The following is a 24,071-nucleotide window of genomic DNA, read 5'->3' on the forward strand; positions in this document are numbered from 1 at the left end:
CACCGCTCCGTATGGATGGACGTGAAGCGATACTTCCGTGGGCCGGTCATGTGGATCGTGCTGGCCGTCCTTGCCGTGGTCGTGTTGATGCAGGTCGTCGGCTCGTCCGGCGGCTACAAGACGGTGGACACCGGCCAGGTCGTCCAGGCGATCAATGACAACAGGGTCAAAGAGGCCAAGCTGACCACCGGCGACGAGCAGACCATCAAGGTCCAGCTCAAGAACGGCGAAAAGGTCGAGGGCAGCTCGAAGATCCAGGCGAGCTACATCGGCGACCAGGGCGTGACCATCGCCGGCACCCTGCAGAACAAGTACCAGGACAAGCAGATCCCGGACGGCTACACGGTCTCGCCGACGAAGCAGAACGCCTTCGTCGGGATCCTGCTGTCCCTGCTCCCCTTCGTACTCATCGTGGTCGTCTTCCTGTTCCTGATGAATCAGATGCAGGGCGGCGGCTCCCGGGTCATGAACTTCGGGAAGTCCAAGGCGAAGCTCATCACCAAGGACACCCCGAAGACGACGTTCTCGGACGTCGCAGGCTCGGACGAGGCCGTCGAGGAGCTGCACGAGATCAAGGAGTTCCTCCAGGAACCGGCGAAGTTCCAGGCCGTCGGGGCGAAGATCCCCAAGGGCGTACTCCTGTACGGCCCTCCCGGCACCGGCAAGACCCTGCTGGCGCGCGCCGTCGCGGGCGAGGCCGGGGTCCCCTTCTACTCGATCTCCGGTTCCGACTTCGTCGAGATGTTCGTCGGTGTCGGTGCCTCCCGAGTCCGTGACCTGTTCGAGCAGGCCAAGGCGAACGCTCCGGCGATCGTCTTCGTCGACGAGATCGACGCGGTCGGCCGCCACCGCGGCGCCGGCCTCGGCGGCGGTCACGACGAGCGCGAGCAGACCCTGAACCAGCTGCTCGTCGAGATGGACGGCTTCGACGTCAAGGGCGGTGTGATTCTCATCGCCGCGACGAACCGCCCGGACATCCTCGACCCGGCGCTGCTGCGCCCCGGCCGCTTCGACCGCCAGATCGCGGTCGACCGCCCGGACATGCAGGGCCGTCTGGAGATCCTCAAGGTTCACCAGAAGGGCAAGCCGGTCGCCCCGGACGTCGACCTGTCGGCGGTCGCCCGCCGCACGCCGGGCTTCACCGGCGCGGACCTGAGCAACGTCCTCAACGAGGCCGCGCTGCTCACCGCCCGCTCGGACAAGAAGCTGATCGACAACCACATGCTCGACGAGGCCATCGACCGCGTCGTGGCGGGCCCGCAGAAGCGGACCCGGATCATGTCGGACAAGGAGAAGAAGATCACCGCGTACCACGAGGGCGGTCACGCCCTGGTCGCGGCGGCCTCACCGAACTCCGATCCGGTCCACAAGATCACGATCCTGTCGAGAGGCCGGGCCCTCGGCTACACGATGGTCCTGCCGGACGAGGACAAGTACTCGACCACGCGCAACGAGATGCTCGACCAGCTCGCGTACATGCTGGGCGGCCGCGCGGCCGAGGAACTGGTCTTCCACGACCCGACCACGGGTGCGGCGAACGACATCGAGAAGGCCACGGCCACGGCCCGCGCGATGGTCACGCAGTACGGCATGACCGAGCGTCTGGGTGCCATCAAGTTCGGTGGCGACAACACCGAGCCGTTCCTCGGACGTGAGATGGCTCACCAGCGCGACTACTCGGAAGAGGTCGCCGCGCTGGTCGACGAAGAGGTCAAGAAGCTCATCGAGAACGCGCACAACGAGGCCTGGGAGATCCTGGTCGAGAACCGCGACGTCCTCGACAACCTGGTGCTTCAGCTGCTGGAGAGGGAGACGCTGGGCAAGGAGGAGATCGCCGAGATCTTCGCCCCCATCGTCAAGCGCCCGCCGCGACCTGCATGGACCGGCTCGTCCCGTCGTACGCCGTCCACCCGTCCGCCGGTGCTCTCCCCCAAGGAGCTCGCACTGACGAACGGTGCCAACGGCGCGACGCCGGCGATCACCACCGCGAAGGCCACCGCGGCGGAGCCCGCCCCGGCGACGGAACCCGCCCCCGAGGATCGCCCGGAGAGCTGATCTCCTGGCCTCGGAGGCCTCACCAGGCCCGGAAGGATGCCGCGCCCCCCTGGATTAGCCTGGGGGCGCGGCATCGTCGTATGCGCATGCAGGACACCGCATGCAGGACACCTAGGAACTGAGGCACCACATGACCGACCCTGTGACGCTTGACGGCGGGGGCACCATCGGCGAGTTCGACGAGAAGCGCGCCGAGAACGCCGTACGCGAACTGCTGATCGCGGTCGGCGAGGACCCCGACCGCGAGGGACTCCTGGAGACGCCGGCGCGGGTGGCGCGCGCGTATCGGGAGCTCTTGGCGGGGCATACGCAGGAGCCCGAGGACGTTCTGACGACGACGTTCGATCTTGGGCATGACGAGATGGTCCTGGTGAAGGACATTGAGATCGTAAGCCTCTGTGAACATCATATGTTGCCATTTCATGGCGTAGCTCATGTTGGGTACATTCCGGCGGAAACGGGCAAGATTACTGGCCTGTCGAAGCTGGCGCGTCTGGTGGAGGTGTTTGCCCGTCGTCTGCAGGTGCAGGAACGACTCACCACGCAGATCGCCGACTCCCTGATGCGGATTCTGGAGGCGCGTGGCGTGATCGTCGTCATCGAGGCCGAGCACATGTGCATGTCGGTGCGCGGAATCCGCAAGCCGGGTGCCAAGACCACGACGTCGGCGGTGCGAGGTCAGCTTCGGGATGCTACGACCCGGGCCGAGGCCATGAGCCTGATACTGGCGCGCTGACCCGATTGTCAGTGCAGACGACCGTCGTTGAGATGACGGTGGTCAAGGCGCGTGAAGTCGTGGATGTGGTGACCGATCGCGTCACGTTCACTGTGGCCGCGAAACAGGAGCTGAGCACCCCGGACGGCTGGGTACCCGCGGTGGACGGGGGAGGGTGCATGCTCGCCTGGACGCATACGAAGAAGCTGTGCCGAGAGCGGCTGACGATCCGGCCCGGCTACGAGTTCGGCTACTTTGTCGGGGCCACATGCGCAGACGGTACGGTCGGCAAGAACTGCCTATCCCTCGTCGTCGATGAGGAGGACTTCGCCGCGCGGTATGCCGAGTGCCTGACCAAGGCGACTGGACTGCTGGCTCAGCTGGAACCGGTAACGCGACCCTCCGGGTACCTCAAGCGAGACGTCCCGGGCTTTCGTGTGCGGGTTGTTTCGTCGTACCTGGCCAATGCGATGCGGCAGCATGTGGGAGGTGACGCGCATCACATGGACGGATACATCGACGGAGATGGCTTCCGCCACAAGAAGTGGGACGGGCGCACTGTGGTCAGCAGCAACGTGCCGTTCCTGGAGGAGCTGGCCGGGATCATCGGCGCGAGGTTCACTCCGCGCCCGAAGAGATCGGCCTCCGCCCTCGTCGTCACCGACCGTTGGAAAGCGCGAAGTACCTTTCATCCCGAGTACCACCCCTTGGAACCGGACGAGTCCACCTGGGTCGAGGTACGCGACGTCCGCCTTCGCAGAGCCGAGGGCGCCAAGCCGTTCACCCTCTACAGCTACCGCCTCGACCCCCACCCCGGCTTCCTGGTCAGCGGTCACCTCGCCCGCCAGCCCTGGTGAGCCCGGCGATGATCAGGCCGCCGGAGCCGCCCCCGCGCCGTTGTGCTCGTCGTCCTCCGGGAGCTTGCACACGCGTTCCAGGAAGATGGCCGCCGCTATGACGGCGATGCCCGCCAGGACCGAGAAGCCGGCGTAGATGGCCTGGTCGCGGCGGGCGGGGATGTCGAGGGACTCCAGCAGGAAGACGCCGACGCCGCCGTACATGCCGGAGACGAGGGCGGCGACCAGGGCGCTGGCCTGGCCGAAGACGACCGCGCGGGCCGCCATCAGGGGGTCGACGCCCTTCGCCTCGGGGCGGCGCTCGCGCTGGGCCTTGAGACGGGCGCGGATCGACAGCGCCGTGGCCAGCAGGACCACCGCGATCAGGGCGAGGACGATGGGTGCGGCCAGGGGGACGCTGGGAAGGGTCCCGACCGAGTTCCACAGGCGGGCGCCCGCCCAGGACAGGAGGCCGGCGACGACGAAGACGCCGGCCAGCAGCCTGATGCGCAGCTCTCTCACGGTGTCCCTTCAGCTCCCCCGAGGGGTCCACGAAATGTGGTCCTGTCGACCTTAACGGCTACTCGGGCAACCGGAGTTCCAGGTCCTTGCGGGGCGCGATGCCGTCGCGGGTGACGGTGTCGAGGAGATCGGCGACCCGCCCGCGTTCGGGCAACTGCGCCTCGGGCTCCAGGTCGTGCCAGGGCGCGAGGACGAAGGCGCGTTCGTGGGCGCGGGGGTGGGGGAGGGTGAGCTGCGGATCGTCGGTGACGACGTCGGCGTAGGCGACGATGTCGACGTCGAGGGTGCGCGGGCCCCAGCGCTCGTCCCGTACCCGGTGGAAGGCCTCCTCGACCGCGTGCGCCCGCTCCAGGAGCGAGGACGGCGGGAGGGTGGTCTTCAGCAGCACGACCGCGTTGAAGTACGACGGCTGGCTGCCGGGCTCGACGCCCCACGGCTCCGTCTCGTACACCGGGGAGACCGCCTTGATGCGGAGGCCGGGTGTGTCCTCGAGGGCGTCGATGGCTCCCTGGAGGGTCTCCAGGCGGTTGCCGAGGTTGGAGCCGAGGGAGATCACGGCCCGTTTGGGGTTGTGGAGGGTGGTGTCGGCGGCGTCGACCTTCTCGACGACGGAGGCGGGTACCGGCTGTACGGTCGGGTCGCTCTGACCCTCGGTGAAGAACGCGGTCATACTCGGCTCCGGGTGATGGTGACGGTCACGTCGTCGAAGGGGACCGTGATCGGCGCGTCGGGTTTGTGGACGCAGACCTCGATCTCCTGGACCCCTTCGTGCTTCAGACAGGCCTGGGCGATGCGCTCGGCGAGCGTCTCGATGAGGTTGACGGGCTCCCCCTCGACGACGGCCACGACTTCCTCCGCCACGATGCCGTAGTGCACGGTCTTCGCCAGGTCGTCGTCGGCGGCGGCCGGCCGGATGTCCAGGCCCAGGACGAGGTCCACGATGAAGGTCTGGCCCTCCTCGCGCTCCTTGGGGAACACGCCGTGGTGCCCGCGGGCCTTCAGGCCGCGCAGCGCGACACGATCCACGCGAATCACTCCTGCAATCGTCGGTGACGGCCGGTTCGTACCGTGTGCGGGCGGCACACCGGCCTCGAACGAATCTACCTGCGGGCACTGACAGGGCCGGGCCAGGGGGGCGCGGGCCCGCGCCGGGGCCAGGAGGTTTCACCTTGCGTTTCCCCTGGGGAATCCGGCGGCTCACGGGCTGGTAGCCGCCCCTACCCGCAGGTTCGTGATTCCAACCACTTCTTGGTCCCTGCGGGCGGGTGGCCCATGGGGTCGCCTACCCACTCAGGCCGGGGACTCGTCGCCTTCTTCCTCGTCGTTTTCGGCCAGAACCGGGGAGGCGTGGTGGGACCAGAGCTTCCAGCCGGACGGTGTGCGACGGAACACGTTCGTGGCGACCACCAGCTGGCCGACGAGCGGGCCGAGCTCCTCGCCGCCCTCGGGGGCCGGGCCGCCGCTGAGGATGTTCTCCGTGCAGGTCACCAGGGCGGTGTCGCCGGTGACGGAGACATGCACGTCGGTGAGGAAGAACTGGATGTAGTCGGTGTTCGCCATGATCAGGGCGTACGACCTGAGGACCTCGCCGCGACCGGTGAGCACGGGCCAGCCGGGGTGCACGCAGGAGACCACGCCGACGTCGGCCGGATCGTGGTACGTCTCGTCGACGCCCAGGTCGCCAGGGGTGAGCCAGAGCGACGACACTTCCTCGAAGTCGCCCCGCTCCATCGCCTCGTAGAAGGCGGTGTTGGCGGCCTCGACCTGCTCGACGTCGGTGTGGGGGGCGCTCACCGGGCTCCTTCTGCGCCGTTGCCTGCGACCCGCGCGTCTTCCACGGCGCGTGCCACCCGCACGGCGTCCGCCGTCGCGCGCACCTCGTGCACGCGCACCGCCCATGCGCCGGCGTGCGCCGCGAGCGCGGAGACGGCGGCCGTGGCGGCGTCGCGCTCGCGTGCGGGCGGCGGCGCGCTTTCCGGGCCGGCCAGGACGCGGCCGAGGAACCGCTTGCGGGAGGCGGCGACGAGCAGCGGGTGGCCGAGACCGAGCAGGCGGTCGAGGTGGGCGAGGAGGGTGAGGTCGTGTTCGGCGTCCTTGGAGAAGCCGAGACCCGGGTCGACGACGACACGGCCGGGGGCGATGCCGCCCTCCAGAACGGCCTCCACGCGCGCGTGCAGCTCGTCGACGACTTCGGTGACGACGTCGTCGTACACGCCCTTGACGTTGCCGCCCTGCAGGAAGCCGCGCCAGTGCATGACCACGAAGGGGGCGTCGGCGGCGGCCACGACGGGGATCATCGCGGGGTCGGCGAGGCCGCCGCTGACATCGTTGACGAGGGCGGCGCCGGCCGCGAGGGCTCGCTCGGCGACGCGGGCGCGCATGGTGTCGACGGAGACGGTGACGCCCTCGGAGGCGAGCCCGCGGACGACGGGGATGACGCGCTTGAGCTCCTCGGCCTCGTCCACCCGGGTGGCACCGGGGCGGGTGGACTCGCCGCCGACGTCGACCAGGTCGGCGCCCTCGGTGACCAGCTCGAGGCCGTGCTTGACGGCGGCCGTCGTGTCGAAGAAGCGGCCGCCGTCGGAGAAGGAATCGGGGGTGACGTTCACGACTCCCATGACCGCGCAGCGGTCCCACTCCGGAAGACCCGCGACGTGCCCGCGTCCGCTCTGCTTGCTCATGTGTTCAGCCTAGGCCCAGGGCCGGACGGCAGAATGCCGCGGCCCGAGCGGAAGCCCCCGGGGCTGGAGGAGGGGGTGGGGGCTTCCGCTCGGGCCAGTCAGGGTCACGCCGCGCGGACGTTGTGCTCCGCCGTTCCGTGGGCACACGCGCGTGCCGGGGTCGTACGGCGGCGCAGGAAGCGCGGCAGCGGCAGGGCCAGGTTGACGAAGCCCTCCGCCTGCATGGCGGCGAAGCCGATGCGCGGCAGATCGCCGGAGGCGCGGTAGACGACGAAGCGGGGCTCCCAGCGGGGCTGGAACTTCGCGTTGAACTTGTACAGGGACTCGATCTGGAACCAGCGGGAGAGGAAGACCAGCAGCCCGCGCCAGGCGCGCAGCACCGGGCCCGCGCCGATCTTCTCGCCGCGCGCGAGGGCCGAGCGGAACATCGCGAAGTTGAGCGACACGCGCGTGATGCCGAGGCGGGGGGCCGCCTGGAGGGCCGCCACGATCAGCAGTTCGTTCATGCCGGGGTCGGCCGAGCGGTCGCGGCGCATCAGGTCCAGGGAGGCGCCGTCCGTGCCCCACGGCACGAAGTGCAGGATCGCCTTCAGGTCGCCGTACGGACCGGGCTGGTCGTCCTTGTGGGCGGTGGCGATGAGGCAGTCGCCGTCGGCCGGGTCGCCGATGCGGCCCAGGGCCATGGAGAAGCCGCGTTCGGTGTCGGTGCCGCGCCAGTCGTCGGCGGCGCGGCGGATGCGGTCCAGCTCGGCCTCGCCGAGGTCACGGACACGTCGTACCCGGGTCTCGTAACCGGCGCGCTCGATGCGCTTGACCATCTGACGCACGTTGCGCATCGCGCGGCCGGCGAGCGAGAAATCCGCGACGTCCACCACCGCCTCGTCGCCCAGTTCGAGGGCGTCCAGGCCGGTCTCGCGGGTCCACACCTCGCCGCCGGTCTCGGAGCAGCCCATGACGGCGGGCGTCCAGGAGTGCGCCTTGGCCTCGTCCATGAAGCGCTCGATGGCGCCGGGCCAGGCCTCCACGTCGCCGATCGGATCGCCGCTGGCGAGCATCACCCCGGAGACCACGCGGTAGGTCACGGCGGCCTTGCCGCTGGGGGAGAAGACGACCGCCTTGTCGCGGCGCAGGGCGAAGTGGCCGAGGGAGTCGCGGCCGCCGTGCTTGTCCAGGAGGGCGCGCAGCCGGGACTCGTCCTCCTCGGTGAGGCGTGCGGCCGGGTGTTCGGGCCGGAAGGCCAGGTAGATCGTGGTGATCGCGGTGAGCAGACCGAGGGCGCCGAGGGAGAAGGCGACGGTCCATGACGTGTTGCCGTGGTAGTCGACCGGGCCCTCGAAGCCGAACAGGCCGTACAGGACGTGCGTGATGCGATCGGCGAGGCTCGGGTTGCCGACCATGCGGTTCGGGTGAACGCTGACGATGATCAGCCCGAGGGCGAGCGAACCGGCGCCCATGAGGACGAAGTTGGCGAGCGCTCGCCACCGGCTGCGCGGGTCGGGCAGTGCCCTGAACTGGTCCCGGTGGCGCAGCAGGGGTGCGAGCAGCGCGAGCGAGATGAGCACGCCCACCAGGGAGTGCCGGTACGTGAACTGCGCCACCGCTCCGGCCGGGAGGAGCACCACGGCGGCGCGCCAGGCCCTGCGCTTGGCCCGCTTCAGCCCGTGGGCGAGCAGCAGCAACAGCACCCCGGCGCTGAGCGAGAGCGCGGCCGCGAACGGGCCGAGCGCGCCGGGCAGCACCTCGGCCATGGTGTGCATACGGCTGTACCGGAAGCGCGGGAAGACGCCCGCGGCGATGTCCAGGAGGCCCACGAGGGCACAGGCTCTGCCGACGAGGGCGGGGACGGCCTCGGGGCGCGGGCCACGGAATGCGCGCCGCACCCGGTGTGATCGGGTCGGAACCCCGCCCGACATTTCCTCATCTGTCCTGACAGACATCGCATCCCGTAGTTCCGCGAGAGAGCTTGGATCCGGGCCCGATTCGGGCATCCGGCGACATTGCGCCCTCTAGGACGGTGTCTCGGGGGGAGAGGTTCACTCTCCTCTTCAAAGCCGTTTCAAAGGCCGAGGAAAGTCCGGGGCAAGTCCTTGCGAGGGCAGTGAGGAGCCGGGCGGAAAGCGCAGTCGGGTAACCATCCATGGGTCTCACGAGCAACAAGACGCTGGTGCTGGCGGTCCTGTCCGCCGTGCTGCTGTTCGTCGGCACGGTCTGGCTGTGGCCACGGCTGGCCCGGCGGACCTGGCGGGCCGTCGGCGGACGCGTCGGCCTGCTTCTCGCCACCCAGCTGGCGCTCTTCGGGGCGGTGGGCCTGGCCGCCAACCAGGCCTTCGGCTTCTACGCCTCCTGGGCGGACCTGTTCGGACAGGAGGACAACCAGGGCGTGGTCGTCGACCACACGCCGGACGGCGGCCCGCTCCGGGTGGTCGGCGCGCGGCCGGTGCCGGGCGTGGGCGGGGAGCGGCCGCAGGTCGGCGGGCAGATCCAGGAGGTCGCCGTGGCGGGCCGCACGACACACATCGCCACACCCGCGTACGTGTACCTGCCGCCGGAGTACTTCCAGCCCGAGTACCGCACGCGCGCGTTTCCGGCGGCCGTCGTCCTCACTGGTTATCCGGGCACGGCGAAGGCACTGGTGGAGAAACTCGAATACCCGCGCACGGCTCTGCGGCTCGCCAAGGAAGGCCGGATGCGGCCGATGATCCTGGTGATGCTGCGGCCCACGGTGGCGCCGCCCCGGGACACGGAGTGCGTGGACATCCCGGGCGGCCCGCAGACGGAGTCGTTCTTCGCCAAGGACCTGCCCGATGCCGTGGGCGCGCACTACAGGGTGGCCAAGAAACCGGGCAGTTGGGGTGTCATCGGCAATTCCACGGGCGGCTACTGCGCGTTGAAGCTCGCCATGCACCACCCGGACGTGTTCGCCGCCGGGGCGGGCCTGTCGCCGTACTACAAGGCGCCGATCGACCCCACCACGGGCGACCTCTTCCAGGGAGACAAGGGCCTGCGCAACCGCGCGAACCTGTGGTGGTACATCAAGCACGCGCCGGCGCCGGACACTTCACTGCTCGTCTCCAGCAGCAAGATCGGCGAGTCGAACTACAAGGACACACTGAAGTTCATAGAGCGGGTGAAGCACACGAAGCTGACGCGTATCTCGTCGATCATCCTGGATAGCGGCGGGCACAACTTCAACACCTGGCGGCGGGAGATTCCGGCGACGCTGCAGTGGATCAGCGGGCGGTTGAGCGGCTGAGGAGTTGAGCGGGGGTTGAGCGAGGATGAGTGGCGGCTGGTTGGCGACTGAAATGATCTTGTGCTTTGCCGGTTCGGTCGAATTCGGCGACCGATCCGATTCCTGATGACGCGTGAAGGCTGCGGGATGGCTGTGTTTTTACGGGGTGGGGCACCATGTTTCCCCTACGCGCGGTAAGTTTCTGGCCATGCCACGTGGACGTCACCGCCATTCCCCGCCCTTGCACAGGCTGCTGCCCCCGTCGGCGATCGCAGGCGTCTCGGTCGTCTGTGCCCTAGGCCCATGGGTGTTCACGGAGCAGTCGGTGCTCCGTGGTCTGGCCGCGGCCGCCGCGGCGACGGCGGTCGTCGGCGCGGTCGTCATGCGCCGCTGGGACACGCAGGCCGGCAAGCAGGTCGCCGACCTCACGCGCGCGCGGGCGAGCGACGAGTGGCGGTTCGAGGAGCGGGTCGCCGAACTGGAGACCGACCTGGAGGAGTCACGCGAACTGCGCGCCAAGCTGGAGCAGCGGCTGCGGGCGAAGCGCACGGAGCTGGCGGGCCTGCGCAACGAGCACGCCGCGCTGCTGCGGCGGTACGCCACGGCGGAGACCGAGCGGGCGAGCGCCCTGGAGGGCCGCCGGCTGCTGGAGATAGAGGCGTCGGGCCCGGCGGCCCGTGAGCTGTTGCCGGCGCCGGCCGCGTCCGCGGACGCCGACACCGCCGTGGAAGCTGCGGAGACCGCCGAGACCGCCGAGACCGGGGAGGCCGTGAAGGACGCGGAGGCCGCGGAGGCCGCGGAGACCGTGGCGGACACGGACCGGCCCGCCGCTCCCGCGATCTTCTCGCCGGAGGGTTCCAAGCTGTTCGTGCGGGCGCAGGCGGCGCTGAAGAAGTTCGCGGAGGAGAGCGAGAGTTCCCCAAAGGGTGTGGCTGCGCCGAAGGGAGTCGCTTCGCCGAAGGGAGTGGCTTCGCCGAAGGGTGACGGTTCCCCGGAGGACGACGGCTCTCCCAAGGGGGGTGGCTCCCCGACGAAGGGCGACGACGCCGCGCAAGGGGACGGCGCCCCGAAGGGCGAGCCGGTGAAGGCCGGTTCCGCCGAGGCCGCGTCCGCGGGTACGGCGCCCACGCAGGAGGACGAGGCCCAGGGGCAGCCCGTGGCGGTCGACGGGCATGAGCGCGCGACGGCCGCCACCACCACGGCCCAGGACGCCCAGCCCGCACAGCAGCCCTCCGGGCACTTCGTCGCGCCGACCGCGGTGGCCGTCGTACCGCCGACGCCCGTGCGGCGTCCGGCCGTCGAGGGCGGCTTCGACTTCTTCGGTACGAAGCAGGGGGCGGCGCCGGCCGCGCTGGAGGCCGTGCAGAACGAGGACCTCGCCGACGTGGTGGGGCAGGAGGCGCTCGCCCTGCACAAGGCCGAGTCCGAGGCGGAGTTCAAGCACGCGGACGAGGAGTCGAGGGGCGTCGGCCAGGTGATCGACCTGACGGCCCACGACGAGACGGAGCAGATCGACGTACAGGGGCTGCGGAGCGCGGTTTCGTAACGGCCGGCCGCGGCTGGCCCTGTCAGCGGGCGCGCCCTGTCGGCCTAGGACGCCATCCACCGGTCCGGCCGCGCGTCCCTGCGCCCCGTCCGCGACCTCTCCGCCTGCCCCCGCAGCAGCTCCGCCGCCTCCTCGGCATCCCGTAGCCGCGCTGTCACCGTCTTGTTGGCCCCGGTGTCCACATGCACGTCGGCGACCCGCCAGACGCGCTCCCAGGGCCCTTGCGCGAGCCGTACGCTCTGCACCTTCGCGTGCGGTACGAGTGCCAGACTGCGCCGCAGCAGCCCGTGCCGCGCCGCGAACACCGCGTCGGTGACGGCGAAGCCGTAGCCGCGCCACCACACCGGCACGCACCACCGGGCGCGGCGCGGCGACCGGGACAGCGCCGACACAGGCGGCACGGTCACTCCGGGCAGCACGCGCGCGACGACCGACTCGGCGACCTCCCGCGGAGCGACCGGTACCAGCACGGAGTTGGACGACCCGGCCACGTCCAGCTCCACCCGCACCCAGCCGCGCCGCCGCCACAGCAGCGGCTCCACGATCCGTACGGTCTGCACGCGGCCCGGCGGCACCGTCTCGTGCGTGCGGTCGAGCAGTCCGTGGTCGATCCGCAGCCCGTCCGGGGACTCGCCCACCGTCCAGTCGTACTCGCCGACGAACCGGCCCACACTGCTCGCGCCCGCCGCGCCCAGCAGCGGCAGCGCGGTCGCGAGGACCGTCCACACGCTCTCGGTGGCCAGCCACAGCACCGGCGGTACGACGAGCGCGGCGGCCAGCGTGCCCCAGGTCGCGCCGGTCAGCACCAAGGAGACGGCGAGGACGCCCGGCGGCACGCGCAGCAGCTCGCGGGACGGCGCCTCGCCGACCTCGTGCGCGGTCTCGGGCGCGAAACCGGCGGCGCGCGCGAGGAGTTCCGCGCGCAGGGCGCGCGCCTCGCCCTCGCCCAGGAAGGCGAGCTCGTCCTTCTTGTCGGTGCCTATGACGTCGAGTTTGAGTTTCGCCACGCCCGCCACCCGGGCGAGCAGTGGCTGGGTGACGTCGACGGCCTGGATCCGTTCCAGCCGGATGTGCGCGGTGCGCCGGAACAACAGGCCGGTCCGGATGCGCAGTTCGCTCTCGGTCACCGCGAAGTGGGTGAACCACCAGGTGAGAAAGCCGTAGAGGGCGGCGGCCGGGACGAGTACGGCGAAGGCGATCAGCAGTGTGGTGGTGGTCAGCCGGGTCAGCTGGCGCTGCGCCTGGTCGGGGTCGTGCACGGCCCACCCGATGACGACGGCGACCGGCGCCCACGCCCGCCTGAGCGGTGTTATGGGATGCAGCCGCCGCTCGGTGACGGGCGGCTTCTCGCGTACGGCGCCGTCGACGCCCGGCGTCGTCACAGGCCCGCCGATCGGGCCTCGCCGAGTTCGGTGAGCCGGTCGCGCAGCCGTTCCGCCTCGGCCGGGTCGAGGCCCGGGATGGTCGCGTCGGTGGCGGCGGCCGCCGTGTGCAGCTGCACGCTGGCCAGCCCGAAGTGCCGTTCGACGGGCCCGGAGGTCACCTCGACCAGCTGCATCCGCCCGTACGGCACGACGGTCTCCTCCTGCCACAGCACGCCCCGGCTGATCAGCAGGTCGTCGGCGCGTTCGGCGTACCGCCAGGAGGCCCAGTTGCGGCCGAGCATCACCCAGCCCCACGCCATCAGGGCCGGCGGCAGCAGGGCGAAGGCCGCCCAGGCGGGCCCGGCGAGCAGCCCGAGCAGCAGCCCCAGACCCACGGCCAGCAGTCCCAGCCACACCACCAGCAACAGCCGTCGCATCCGCAGCAGCCCCGGCGGCAGGCCGATCCACACGGTTTCGGCCTCCACCGGCTCGGTCCCCACCCGCCCGCCGGCCGCCGGCTCGTCCCCCGCTGTCCCCGCGTTCTCCGGGCTCCCCGTCTCCATAGGGCCAGCGTACGTAGGAGAGACTGGGTCCATGACTCCTACGACGGAGACCATGGTCGGTATCGGCGGCGCCGCGGAGAGCACCGACATGGTGCTCAACATCGGCCCGCAGCACCCGTCCACGCACGGGGTGCTGCGCCTCAGGCTCGTCCTGGACGGCGAGCGCATCACGCACGCGGAGCCGGTGATCGGCTATATGCACCGGGGCGCGGAGAAGCTGTTCGAGGCGCGCGACTACCGCCAGATCATCATGCTCGCCAACCGGCACGACTGGCTGTCGGCGTTCTCCAACGAGCTGGGCGTGGTGCTCGGCGTGGAGCGCATGCTCGGCATGGAGGTCCCCGCGCGCGCGGTGTGGACCCGCACGCTGCTCGCCGAGCTCAACCGGGTGCTGAACCACCTGATGTTCCTGGGCTCGTACCCGCTGGAGCTGGGCGGGATCACGCCGATCTTCTACGCCTTCACGGAGCGCGAGGAACTCCAGCACGTCATGGAGGAGATCTCCGGCGGGCGCATGCACTACATGTTCAACCGCGTCGGCGGCCTCAAGGAGGACCTGCCCGCCGGATGGACGTCACGCGCGCGTGCGTCCGTCGCGGCCCTGCGCTCCCGCATGGACCGGTTCGACGACCTGGTGCTCGGCAACGAGATCTTCCGGGGGCGCACGCGGGGCGTGGGCGCCCTCTCGCCGGAGGCCGTGCACGCGTACGGCGTGAGCGGGCCGATCGCGCGCGCCTCGGGCGTCGACTTCGACCTGCGCCGCGACGAGCCCTATCTGGCATACGGCGAACTGCAGGACACCCTGAAGGTGGTGACCCGGCAGGAGGGTGACTGCCTCGCCCGCTTCGAGTGCCTCCTGGAGCAGACCCACAACTCCCTCGACCTCGCCGACGCCTGCCTCGACCGGCTCGCGGAGCTGCCGCCCGGCCCGATCAACCAGCGGCTGCCCAAGGTCCTGAAGGCGCCCGAGGGCCACACGTACGCGTGGACCGAGAATCCGCTCGGCATCAACGGCTACTACCTGGTCAGCAAGGGCGAGAAGACCCCGTACCGGTTGAAGCTGCGCTCCGCCTCGTACAACAACATCCAGGCCCTGGTGGAGTTGCTGCCGGGCACGCTGGTGGCGGACATGGTGGCGATCCTGGGGTCACTGTTCTTCGTGGTCGGGGACATCGACAAGTAGGCCCGCGGCGGGTGGCTCCCTGAGGAGTGCGTCCGCAATTCCTACCGGCTGGAGCAGCCACCCGAAGTCGCCGAGCCCGCCCACGGCGGTGAGCTCGGCGGCCTCACCGGCGCTCGCGAGGGCGCGGACGTAGGCCGCGGGTTGGGCGGAGGCGAGTTCGAGCGGGGGGCGTGCGCCCGTGACGCCCAACGTGTGCAAGGCCTCGCGCTGGGTCAGAACGCGCCCACCGGGGAGCGTGCACGCGTCCAGGGCGACGTGCGCGGTGATGTCGCACGACCCGTCGGGCACGGGCGCCGTCTCCCGCCCCTGGCGGAAGCCGGTGAGTGTCCCGAAGGGCGGGCGCGCGTCCGCGGTGTGCGCGTAGTCGACGGCGACGGCGAGCCCCCGGTCGACCGCCGCGACCGCCGACGCCCACGCCTCGTCCCGGGGCAGGCCGATCTCGGCCCGCAGCCCCTCCTCCGCCGGCAGCGGCCACCATCGCGCGAGCCACTGCGCCTGCGCACCGGAGACCGGCTCCCCGAGCCGCTCGCGGCCGTCCCGCCGTACGAGCACCAGGCGCGGTACGCCCGCGGAGTCCACCTCGGCGACCTCCACGGGCACGTTGTCCAGCCATTCGTTGGCGAACAGCAGCCCTGTGACGCCCCGCGGCGGCTCGGCGAGCCACTCGATCCGGTGATCGAGGGTCTTGGGGCGGTCGGCGATCTCCACGGCGTACCCACGCGCGCGTGCGGCCACATCGGCGGGCAGCGCGGCGAGCACCCCGGCGACCAGCTCGCCGCGCCCGGCGGCCATGTCGACGAAGTCCAGCGCGGCGGGCCGCCCCAGCGCCTCGTCGACCCGGCACAGCAGCCGGGCCACGGCCCGGGCGAACAGCGGCGACGCGTGCACGGACGTACGGAAGTGCGCGGCCGGCCCCTCGGCCCCGCGATAGAAGCCGTCCGCCCCGTACAGCGCGGCCTCCGCAGCCGCCCGCCAGCCGCTCCACTCGCCCTTCGCAACCTCCGTCACGGGCTCAGGCTAAGCGCACGGCTGAGCGCACGGGGGAACGCAGCCTCCACCTTGCGGAGTATGCGCGGGCGGTACGGATCGGCCCTCCGGTTGACCCCTGCACGCATCCAGCTTCCCTACGCTGGGTTACGTGCAGCGCCTCTACGATTTTCTCCGCAGGTACCCGACGTGGGTCGACAGCTTCTGGGCCGTCTGCCTGCTCGGGATCTCGGTCATGTCCGAGGCGGTCCGTCAGGAGGCCCGCGGCACCGACTCACCAGGGGCGATCGTCCCGGTCATCCTGCTGCTGTGCCTGGTGATCGCGCTGCGCCGGCGCATGCCGGAGAAGATGCTGCTGCTGGCTGCCGGGGTCGGCGTGGCGCAGCTCGTGCTGGACGTCCAGACGACGGCCGCCGACTTCGCCCTGCTGGTGATCGTCTACACGGTGGCCGTGACGGGCGCCCGCTGGGCCTCCCGGCTCGCCCTGGCCGGGGGACTGTGCGCCGCTCCCCTGGCGCAGCTGCGCTGGTCGAGCGACCAGACGGGCGTCGCGGGCAATATCGCGCTGATGATCTTGCAGACGGTGCCGTTCGCCCTCGCCTGGGTGCTCGGCGACTCGATCCGCACCCGCCGCGCCTATTTCGCACAGCTGGAGGAGCGGGCCGCGCGCCTGGAGAAGGAGCGCGAGGCGCAGGCGAAGGTCGCGGTCGCCGCCGAGCGCGCCCGGATCGCGCGCGAGCTGCACGACGTGGTCGCGCACAACGTGTCGGTGATGGTGGTGCAGGCCGACGGCGCCGCCTACGTCCTCGATGCGGCCCCCGACCAGGCGAAGAAGGCCCTGGAGACGATCTCCTCCACCGGCCGCCAGGCCCTCGCCGAGATGCGCCGCCTGCTGGGCGTGCTGCGCACCGGCGAGCACCAGGAGGGCGGCGAGTACGTCCCGCAGCCCGACGTCGAGCAGATCGAGGACCTCGTCGAGCAGTGTCGCGGCTCCGGGCTGCCCGTCGACTTCAAGATCGAGGGCACCCCGCGGCCCCTGCCCAGCGGCGTCGAGCTCACCGCGTACCGCATCGTGCAGGAGGCGCTGACCAACACCCGCAAGCACGGCGGGCCGAACGCGGGCGCGAGTGTGCGCCTGGTGTACTTCGACGACGGGCTCGGCCTGCTCGTCGAGGACGACGGCAAGGGCGCCCCGCACGAGCTGTACGAGGAGGGCGGCGCCGACGGCCGGGGCCACGGCCTGATCGGCATGCGTGAGAGGGTCGGCATGGTCGGCGGCACCCTGGACGCGGGCCCCCGCCCCGGCGGAGGATTCCGCATCAGTGCCCTGCTCCCGCTCAAACCGGCGCACTGACGCCTTCGCACGCCGACCACTGACACCTGTAACGATTCCGCAGACGGACCCGGAAGATGACACGGAAGAGGCTCCGATGACGATCCGCGTGATGCTCGTCGACGACCAGGTGCTGCTGCGCACCGGGTTCCGGATGGTGCTCGCCGCCCAGCCGGACATGGAGGTCGTGGCGGAAGCGGGCGACGGCGTCGAGGCCCTCCAGGTGCTGCGCTCCACCGCCGTCGACGTCGTCCTGATGGACGTCCGCATGCCGAAGCTCGACGGCGTGGAGACCACCCGCCGCGTCTGCTCGGAGCCCGACCCGCCGAAGGTGCTGATCCTGACCACCTTCGACCTCGACGAGTACGCCTTCTCCGGGCTGAAGGCGGGCGCCTCCGGCTTCATGCTCAAGGACGTGCCGCCCGGCGAGCTCCTGACCGCCATCCGCTCCGTGCACAGCGGCGACGCCGTCGTGGCGCCGTCGACCACCCGCCGCCTCCTGGACCGGTTCGCGCCGATGCTGCCCAGCACCGGCAAGGAGCCCCGGCACAAGGAGCTGGAGCGGCTCACCGACCGCGAGCGCGAGGTCATGGTGCTGGTCGCCCAGGGGCTGTCCAACGGGGAGATCGCGGCCCGGCTCGTGCTGTCCGAGGCGACCGTCAAGACCCACGTGGGCCGCATCCTGACCAAGCTGGGGCTGCGGGACCGGGTGCAGGTGGTCGTCCTGGCGTACGAGACGGGGCTGGTGCGGGCGGGTGGAAACGGCTGAGGGCTAGGCCCTGTCGTCAAATTCCCGCCTGCCCCGCGACGCCAGGCACGCTCCCCCACTGCCTTAAAGGCGTGGGAGGTGCCCCCACTCGCCGCACCGGGCACAGACCCACGTACAACCAGTACGAGGGCCTGCGCCCGGCACGCCGAGAGCACGCACCTACGCGGACATCAGCCTCCCCCACTCTCGGCTTCGCTCGAGCGGGGGGACCCCCATCGCGGCGGGGCGCGCGGCCCGCCCTTCGGGCGGACGACGGGAATTTGACGACAAGGCCTAGTACGCCGCGGTCCCGTTCTGCCTGTTCTCCCCCGTCAGCCGGGACACGAAGTCCGCGACCGCCGCCTTCACGTCGTCGGCTGTCCACTCCAGGCCGTCGGCCTGGACAGTGACCTCGGTGACGCCCAGCCCCGGCCCGCCCCGGCCCCAGGGACCTGCGAAGAGCAGCGTCTTCGTCTCCTCGGCCTGCCGCACCGCCGCCTCGCCGAGTACGTCCGTGTCGTACGGCAGCCAGACCTGGAACTGGTGGGTGTGCGGTTCCTCGGGGTGCACGCGCGCCCACGGCACGCCGGCCTCGGCGAAGCCCTCGCGCAGCGCGGTGGCGACCACGCGCGCGTGGGAGACGTACTCCGGCAGCCGGGGCAGTTCCCGTTCCAGGCCGACGAGTGCCGACAGCGCCGTGGGGAACTGCTGGAAGACCGTGCCGCCGTACCGGTGCCGCCAGGTCTTCGCCTCCTCCACCAGCGTCCGTGGCGCGGCGAGCGCGGCGCCGCCGAAGCCGTCGAGGGACTTGTAGAACGACACGTAGACGCTGTCCGCCAGTCCTGCGATCTCGTCCAGAGGGCGGCCGAAGTGGACCGTGGTCTCCCACAGACGGGCGCCGTCGAAGTGCACCACCGCGTCGCGCTCGCGCGCCGCCTCCACGACCTCGGTCAGCTCCTCCCAGGAGGGCAGCACGAAACCGGCGTCCCTGAGGGGCAGTTCCAGCATCAGCGCCCCGAAGGGCTCCTCGAAGTCGCGCACCTCCTCGGCCGTCGGTAGTCGGGGCTGGCTCGTGACGCGGACCGGGCGCAGTCCGCCGACCTCGCTGAGCGCGCCTCGTTCGTGCACCTCGGGGTGGGCCAGCGCGTGCAGCGCCACCGTGGGGTTGCCGGTGCGGCCCGCCCAGCAGCGCAGGGCGATCTGCTGGGCCATCGTGCCGGTCGGGAAGAACGCGGCGGCCTCCGTCCCCAGCAGCGCGGCGACGCGTTCCTCCAGGGCTTCCACGATCCGGTTGCCGTACGTGTCCCCGGGCTCGTCCAGGTCGTACACCTGCGGAGCCGCGTCCTGAAGCAGCGCGAGCCGTTCGCGGAGTGTGCTGCGGAAGCCCGCGCGCGCGAGAACGCGCTCCGCCCCCTGGCAGGCGGCCGTCCGCCGCTGCCGCAACCGCTCCTGCGCCGACTGCTGTCCGCCCTGTTCCGCCGTGTCCGTCATACCTCGGATCATGCCGTGCGGCCGTCCGCGCGGGCACCCGCATTCCGTACCACCGCCCGTGCCCGCCCCGTGTGCAGAAACCCACAGCCTGTGGACAACCGAACACCCTTCGAACCAATCGCGTTAACATGACGAGAAATCGTCCGGTACCCAGAGCGGACTGGAACGGGAAGGCCGCCGTCGCGTGAGTACAGTCCACCAGCCAGATCCCAAGGACCGCCCCGCGCGGCTCACCGTCGGCGTCATCGGCGCCGGCCGCGTGGGCCCCGCACTCGCCGCGTCCCTGCAACTCGCCGGGCACCGCCCGGTGGCCGCGTCCGGGGTCTCCGAGGCCTCCAGAAAGCGCGCCGCGGAGCTGCTGCCCGACGTACCGATCGTCCCGCCCGCCGAGGTCATGAAGCGCGCGGACCTGGTGCTGCTGACCGTCCCCGACGACGCCCTGCCCGGGCTTGTCGAGGGCCTCGCCGAGACCGGGGCCGTGCGGCCGGGCCAGCTGCTGGTGCACACCTCCGGACGGTACGGCGCGAAGGTCCTGGACCCCGCCCTGCGCGCGGGCGCGCTGCCACTGGCCCTGCACCCGGCGATGACCTTCACCGGCACCCCCGTGGACGTCCAGCGCCTGGCCGGATGCTCCTTCGGCGTCACCGCGCCCGACGAACTGCGGCTGGCCGCCGAGGCCCTCGTCATCGAGATGGGCGGCGAACCCGAGTGGATCGCCGAGGAGAACCGCCCGCTCTACCACGCTGCCCTCGCCCTGGGCGCCAACCACCTGGTGACGCTGGTCGCCCAGTCCCTGGAGCTGCTGCGCACGGCCGGTGTCGCGGCCCCCGACCGGATGCTCGGCCCCCTCCTCGGCGCCGCCCTCGACAACGCCCTGCGTTCCGGTGACGCGGCCCTCACCGGCCCCGTCGCGCGCGGGGACGCCGGCACGGTCGCCGCCCATGTCCAACAGCTGCGCGAGCACGCCCCGCAGGCCGTCGCCGGCTACCTGGCGATGGCGCGCGCGACGGCGGACCGGGCGCTCGCCCACGGACTGCTGAAGCCGGAACTCGCGGAGGACCTCCTCGGGGTACTCGCCGACGGGACCGACGGCACCGAAGGGGACGCCCGATGACCACAGCGCTGCTGCGCACCGCCGGCGAACTGCACGCACGCGCGCGCGTGGGCCGCCGTGCCGTCGTCATGACCATGGGCGCCCTGCACGAGGGCCACGCCACCCTGATCCGCACCGCGCGCGAGATCGCCGGCCCGGACGGCGAGGTCGTGGTCACCGTCTTCGTGAACCCCTTGCAGTTCGGCAAGGGCGAGGACCTCGACCGCTACCCGCGCACGCTGGACGCCGACGTCAAGATCGCCGAACAGTCCGGCGCCGACGCGGTGTTCGCCCCGGCCGTCGAGGAGGTCTACCCGGGCGGCGAGCCCCAGGTCCGGATCAGCGCCGGTCCCATGGGGGAGCGCTTGGAAGGCGCCTCCCGCCCCGGCCACTTCGACGGCATGCTCACCGTCGTCGCCAAGCTGCTGCACCTCACCCGCCCCGATGTGGCGCTGTACGGACAGAAGGACGCCCAGCAACTCGCCCTGATCCGGCGCATGGTGCGGGACCTGAACTTCGGCATAGAGATCGTCGGCGTCCCGACCGTGCGCGAGGAGGACGGCCTGGCCCTGTCCAGCCGCAACCGCTACCTCTCGCCCGCCGAGCGGCGCACCGCGCTCGCGCTGTCCCAGGCGCTGTTCGCGGGCCGCGACCGGCACGCCGCGCAGGAGGCACTGCGCGCGCGGGCGCGCGAAGTGCCCGCCACACACGCGCGAGCCGAGGCCCTCAGCGCCCTGGGCGAGTCCCGCGCGGCGGCCGACGCCCACGCCGTCGCGAAGGCGCTCCCGGGCGCCCCGTCGGCCGTCCGCGCGGCCGCCCGCCTGGTCCTCGACGAGGCCGCCCGCCTCGACCCGCCCCTGGCCCTGGACTACCTGGCCCTGGTCGACCCGTCCGACTTCACCGAGATCGAGGACGACTTCACCGGCGAGGCCGTTCTCGCCGTCGCAGCCCGGGTCGGGACGACCCGGTTGATCGACAACATCCCCCTCACCTTCGGAGCCGCCTCGTGACCAGCACAGGCATACGACTGCACGCGCCCGCGCCCGGGTGGAACATCGACGCGGACGTGGTCGTCGTCGGCTCCGGAGTCGCCGGCCTGACCGCGGCCCTGCGCTGCGAGGCTGCCGGCCTGAGGACGGTCGTCGTCACCAAGGCCCGCCTCGACGACGGCTCCACCCGCTGGGCGCAGGGCGGCATCGCCGCGGCCCTGGGCGAGGGCGACACCCCCGAACAGCACCTGGACGACACGCTGGTGGCGGGCGTGGGCCTGTGCGACGAGGAGGCCGTACGGATCCTCGTCACGGAGGGCCCCGCCGCCGTCCGCCGCCTCATCGAGACCGGCGCCCACTTCGACGAGTCCGCCGAAGGACGGCTGGAACTCACCCGCGAGGGCGGCCACCACCGCCGCCGTATCGCGCACGCCGGCGGCGACGCGACCGGCGCGGAGATCTCCCGGGCGCTCGTCGAGGCCGTACGCGCGCGTGGCGTGCGTGCGATCGAGAACGCGCTGGTCCTCGACCTGCTCACGGACGCCGACGGCCGCACCGCGGGCGTCACCCTGCACGTCATGGGCGAGGGCCAGCACGACGGCGTGGGAGCCGTGCACGCCCCCGCGGTCGTCCTCGCCACCGGCGGCATGGGCCAGGTGTTCTCCGCGACCACCAACCCGTCCGTGTCGACGGGCGACGGCGTGGCGCTCGCCCTGCGTGCGGGCGCGGAGGTCTCGGACCTGGAATTCGTGCAGTTCCACCCCACCGTGCTGTTCCTCGGCCCGGACGCGGAGGGCCAGCAGCCCCTGGTCTCCGAGGCCGTACGCGGCGAGGGCGCCCACCTCGTCGACGCCGACGGCGTGCGCTTCATGGTCGGGCAGCACGAGCTCGCCGAGTTGGCCCCCCGGGACATCGTCGCCAAGGGCATCATGCGCCGTATGCAGGAGCAGGGCGCCGAGCACATGTTCCTCGACGCCCGGCACTTCGGCGCCGACATGTGGGAGCACCGCTTCCCGACGATCCTCGCCGCCTGCCGTGCCCACGGCATCGACCCCGTCCACGAGCCCATCCCGATCGCCCCGGCCGCCCACTACGCCTCCGGCGGCGTCCGCACCGACCCCCACGGCCGTACGACCGTCCCCGGCCTGTACGCGTGCGGCGAGGTCGCCTGCACCGGCGTGCACGGCGCGAACCGGCTCGCGTCGAACTCCCTCCTGGAGGGCCTGGTCTACGCCGAGCGCATCGTCGCCGACATCGCCGGCAGCCGCGCGGAAAACGGCCTCCACGCGCGCGTACCCGCACCCGTCGAGCACCCCGAGAAGCCCGCGCACCCCCTGCTCGAACCCGAGGCCCGCTTCGCGATCCAGCGGATCATGACCGAGGGCGCGGCCGTCCTGCGCTCGGCCGGGTCCCTGGCGACCGCGGCGGACGCCCTCCAGCGGCTGCACACCGACGCCCGTGACGCCCTCGACGAGAACGGCAAGACGGCCGAGCCCGGCGTCGACACCTGGGAGGCCACCAACCTCCTGTGCGTGGCCCGCGTCCTGGTCGCCGCCGCGCGCCTGCGTGAGGAGACCCGCGGCTGCCACTGGCGCGAGGACCACGCCGACCGGGACGACACGACGTGGCGCCGCCACATCGTCGTACGGCTGAATCCGGACCGGACGCTGGCGGTACACACCACGGACACTCCAGACTTCCCCCCGACCCGGCAGCAGCACCGTCCCCAGGAGCAGTGACAGAAGTGAGCACCCCCGACCTCCCCCTCGCGCCGACCGGAGGCTGCGGCGACGGCTGTGCCTGTGGCGCTGCCTCCGACACGGTGGATGAGCAATACCTGGAGTGCGGGCTCGACCCCGCGCTCGCCCAGCTCCTGGCCGACGCCGGACTCGACCCCGTGGAGGTCGAGGACATCGCCAACGTCGCCATCCAGGAGGACCTCGCCCACGGCGTGGACGTGACGACCGTCGCGACCATCCCCGAGGACGCCGTCGCCACCGCCGACTTCACCGCGCGCGAGGCAGGCGTCGTGGCCGGCCTGAGGGTCGCCGAAGCGGTCGTCTCGATCGTCTGTACGGACGAGTTCGAGGTCGAGCGCCATGTGGAGGACGGCGACCGCGTGGAGGCCGGGCAGAAGCTCCTGTCGGTCACCACGCGCACGCGTGACCTGCTGACGGCCGAACGCAGCGCCCTCAACCTCCTGTGTCGCCTGTCGGGCATCGCGACCGCCACGCGCGCGTGGGCGGACGCCCTGGAGGGCACCAAGGCCCGGGTGCGGGACACCCGCAAGACGACGCCGGGACTGCGCTCCCTGGAGAAGTACGCGGTGCGGTGCGGCGGCGGCGTCAACCACCGCATGTCGTTGTCCGACGCGGCCCTGGTCAAGGACAACCACGTGGTCGCCGCGGGCGGAGTCGCGCAGGCATTCAAGGCCGTACGGGAGGCCTTCCCGGACGTACCGGTCGAGGTCGAGGTCGACACCCTCCACCAGCTGCGCGAGGTCGTCGACGCGGGCGCCGACCTGATCCTGCTGGACAACTTCGCGCCGGGCGACTGCGAGGAGGCGGTGGCCATCGTCCACGGCCGCTCGGCGCTGGAGGCCTCGGGCCGCCTGACCCTGGAGAACGCGCGCGCGTACGCCGACACGGGCGTCGACTACCTCGCCGTAGGGGCCCTGACCCACTCCTCGCCGATCCTGGACATCGGCCTGGACCTGCGCGAGGCGGAGTAGTC

At 71.6% G+C, this 24,071-nt stretch carries 22 protein-coding genes; 12 read left to right on the forward strand and 10 right to left on the reverse strand.

Annotation, left to right across the window (positions count from 1 at the left end; all coding sequences use genetic code 11):
- Nucleotides 1-15: 15 nt before the first annotated feature.
- The 3 genes from ftsH to Q4V64_RS29670 all read left to right on the forward strand — a co-directional run bounded on the left by ftsH (nt 16) and on the right by Q4V64_RS29670 (nt 3,627).
- The gene (ftsH, locus tag Q4V64_RS29660) at nt 16-2,055 is read left to right on the forward strand and encodes an ATP-dependent zinc metalloprotease FtsH (RefSeq protein ID WP_124440255.1); all 2,040 of its coding nucleotides are present in this window, start codon (nt 16-18) and stop codon (nt 2,053-2,055) included.
- 130 nt (nt 2,056-2,185) lie between these two features.
- Nucleotides 2,186-2,791, forward strand: a complete 606-nt coding sequence (gene folE / locus Q4V64_RS29665; protein ID WP_124440211.1) for a GTP cyclohydrolase I FolE — start codon at nt 2,186-2,188, stop codon at nt 2,789-2,791.
- 32 nt (nt 2,792-2,823) lie between these two features.
- Nucleotides 2,824-3,627 (forward strand): hypothetical protein, encoded by an 804-nt coding sequence (locus Q4V64_RS29670; protein ID WP_253266952.1) that lies wholly within the window; start codon nt 2,824-2,826, stop codon nt 3,625-3,627.
- Nucleotides 3,628-3,639: 12 nt separating this feature from the next.
- Here Q4V64_RS29670 and Q4V64_RS29675 read toward each other — a convergent pair whose 3' ends face one another.
- The 6 genes from Q4V64_RS29675 to Q4V64_RS29700 form a co-directional block, all read right to left on the reverse strand.
- On the reverse strand, nt 3,640-4,128 hold the full coding sequence (locus Q4V64_RS29675; protein ID WP_124440210.1) for a DUF3180 domain-containing protein: 489 nt from the start codon (nt 4,126-4,128) through the stop codon (nt 3,640-3,642).
- A 58-nt stretch (nt 4,129-4,186) separates the two neighbouring features.
- On the reverse strand, nt 4,187-4,798 hold the full coding sequence (gene folK / locus Q4V64_RS29680) for a 2-amino-4-hydroxy-6-hydroxymethyldihydropteridine diphosphokinase (RefSeq protein WP_124440209.1): 612 nt from the start codon (nt 4,796-4,798) through the stop codon (nt 4,187-4,189).
- Nucleotides 4,795-5,154: a dihydroneopterin aldolase gene (folB, locus tag Q4V64_RS29685; RefSeq protein ID WP_124440208.1), complete on the reverse strand. Its 360-nt coding sequence runs from the start codon at nt 5,152-5,154 to the stop codon at nt 4,795-4,797. Before folB ends, folK begins: the two co-directional genes overlap by 4 nt.
- Before the next feature lie 264 nt (nt 5,155-5,418).
- Complete coding sequence (locus Q4V64_RS29690) at nt 5,419-5,922, reverse strand: nuclear transport factor 2 family protein (RefSeq protein WP_124440207.1); 504 nt, start codon at nt 5,920-5,922, stop codon at nt 5,419-5,421.
- Nucleotides 5,919-6,809, reverse strand: a complete 891-nt coding sequence (gene folP / locus Q4V64_RS29695; protein ID WP_124440206.1) for a dihydropteroate synthase — start codon at nt 6,807-6,809, stop codon at nt 5,919-5,921. The genes Q4V64_RS29690 and folP overlap by 4 nt, the downstream gene beginning before the upstream one ends.
- 104 nt (nt 6,810-6,913) lie before the next feature.
- Nucleotides 6,914-8,722 carry a phosphatidylglycerol lysyltransferase domain-containing protein gene (locus Q4V64_RS29700; RefSeq protein WP_124440205.1) on the reverse strand — a complete coding sequence of 603 codons (1,809 nt, stop codon included), beginning with the start codon at nt 8,720-8,722 and terminating at the stop codon, nt 6,914-6,916.
- Between the two features lie 224 nt (nt 8,723-8,946).
- On the opposite strand from Q4V64_RS29700, the gene Q4V64_RS29705 reads away from it, so the two are divergent.
- Both Q4V64_RS29705 and Q4V64_RS29710 read left to right on the forward strand, forming a co-directional pair.
- Entirely contained in the window at nt 8,947-10,062 is a 1,116-nt protein-coding gene (locus Q4V64_RS29705) for an alpha/beta hydrolase-fold protein (RefSeq protein WP_124440204.1), read from the forward strand.
- A 187-nt stretch (nt 10,063-10,249) separates the two neighbouring features.
- A complete protein-coding gene (locus tag Q4V64_RS29710) occupies nt 10,250-11,587 on the forward strand; it encodes a hypothetical protein (protein WP_124440203.1) in 1,338 nt (445 codons plus the stop codon).
- Between the two features lie 44 nt (nt 11,588-11,631).
- On the opposite strand, the gene Q4V64_RS29715 is transcribed toward Q4V64_RS29710, so the two are convergent.
- Both Q4V64_RS29715 and Q4V64_RS29720 read right to left on the reverse strand, forming a co-directional pair.
- Entirely contained in the window at nt 11,632-12,969 is a 1,338-nt protein-coding gene (locus tag Q4V64_RS29715) for a PH domain-containing protein (RefSeq protein WP_124440202.1), read from the reverse strand.
- The gene (locus Q4V64_RS29720) at nt 12,966-13,514 is read right to left on the reverse strand and encodes a PH domain-containing protein (RefSeq protein ID WP_124440201.1); all 549 of its coding nucleotides are present in this window, start codon (nt 13,512-13,514) and stop codon (nt 12,966-12,968) included. Before Q4V64_RS29720 ends, Q4V64_RS29715 begins: the two co-directional genes overlap by 4 nt.
- 31 nt (nt 13,515-13,545) lie before the next feature.
- Here Q4V64_RS29720 and Q4V64_RS29725 point away from each other — a divergent pair, with 31 nt between their 5' ends.
- On the forward strand, nt 13,546-14,697 hold the full coding sequence (locus Q4V64_RS29725) for an NADH-quinone oxidoreductase subunit D (RefSeq protein ID WP_124440200.1): 1,152 nt from the start codon (nt 13,546-13,548) through the stop codon (nt 14,695-14,697).
- Here Q4V64_RS29725 and Q4V64_RS29730 read toward each other — a convergent pair.
- Nucleotides 14,662-15,705 (reverse strand): SAM-dependent methyltransferase, encoded by a 1,044-nt coding sequence (locus tag Q4V64_RS29730; protein ID WP_124440199.1) that lies wholly within the window; start codon nt 15,703-15,705, stop codon nt 14,662-14,664. The two genes, Q4V64_RS29725 and Q4V64_RS29730, sit on opposite strands and share 36 nt — an antisense overlap.
- A 130-nt stretch (nt 15,706-15,835) precedes the next feature.
- On the opposite strand from Q4V64_RS29730, the gene Q4V64_RS29735 reads away from it, so the two are divergent.
- Nucleotides 15,836-17,038: a sensor histidine kinase gene (locus tag Q4V64_RS29735; protein WP_124440198.1), complete on the forward strand. Its 1,203-nt coding sequence runs from the start codon at nt 15,836-15,838 to the stop codon at nt 17,036-17,038.
- Between the two features lie 76 nt (nt 17,039-17,114).
- Entirely contained in the window at nt 17,115-17,786 is a 672-nt protein-coding gene (locus Q4V64_RS29740) for a response regulator transcription factor (protein WP_124440197.1), read from the forward strand.
- A 273-nt stretch (nt 17,787-18,059) separates the two neighbouring features.
- Here the strand turns inward: Q4V64_RS29740 and Q4V64_RS29745 are convergent, their stop codons facing one another.
- Nucleotides 18,060-19,256 carry a beta-eliminating lyase-related protein gene (locus Q4V64_RS29745; protein ID WP_124440196.1) on the reverse strand — a complete coding sequence of 399 codons (1,197 nt, stop codon included), beginning with the start codon at nt 19,254-19,256 and terminating at the stop codon, nt 18,060-18,062.
- 184 nt (nt 19,257-19,440) lie between these two features.
- On the opposite strand from Q4V64_RS29745, the gene Q4V64_RS29750 reads away from it, so the two are divergent.
- Genes Q4V64_RS29750 through nadC form a run of 4 tightly spaced genes read left to right on the forward strand, consistent with a single transcriptional unit; the run spans nt 19,441 to nt 24,069 of the window.
- A complete protein-coding gene (locus Q4V64_RS29750; protein WP_124440195.1) occupies nt 19,441-20,370 on the forward strand; it encodes a DUF2520 domain-containing protein in 930 nt (309 codons plus the stop codon).
- Nucleotides 20,367-21,359: a pantoate--beta-alanine ligase gene (gene panC / locus Q4V64_RS29755; protein WP_124440194.1), complete on the forward strand. Its 993-nt coding sequence runs from the start codon at nt 20,367-20,369 to the stop codon at nt 21,357-21,359. Before Q4V64_RS29750 ends, panC begins: the two co-directional genes overlap by 4 nt.
- Complete coding sequence (locus Q4V64_RS29760; RefSeq protein ID WP_124440193.1) at nt 21,356-23,077, forward strand: L-aspartate oxidase; 1,722 nt, start codon at nt 21,356-21,358, stop codon at nt 23,075-23,077. Before panC ends, Q4V64_RS29760 begins: the two co-directional genes overlap by 4 nt.
- Before the next feature lie 5 nt (nt 23,078-23,082).
- Nucleotides 23,083-24,069, forward strand: coding sequence for a carboxylating nicotinate-nucleotide diphosphorylase (nadC, locus tag Q4V64_RS29765; RefSeq protein WP_124440192.1), 987 nt, complete (start codon nt 23,083-23,085; stop codon nt 24,067-24,069).
- Nucleotides 24,070-24,071: the final 2 nt, after the last annotated feature.

The organism is Streptomyces sp. NL15-2K (assembly GCF_030551255.1).
Taxonomy (GTDB): domain Bacteria; phylum Actinomycetota; class Actinomycetes; order Streptomycetales; family Streptomycetaceae; genus Streptomyces.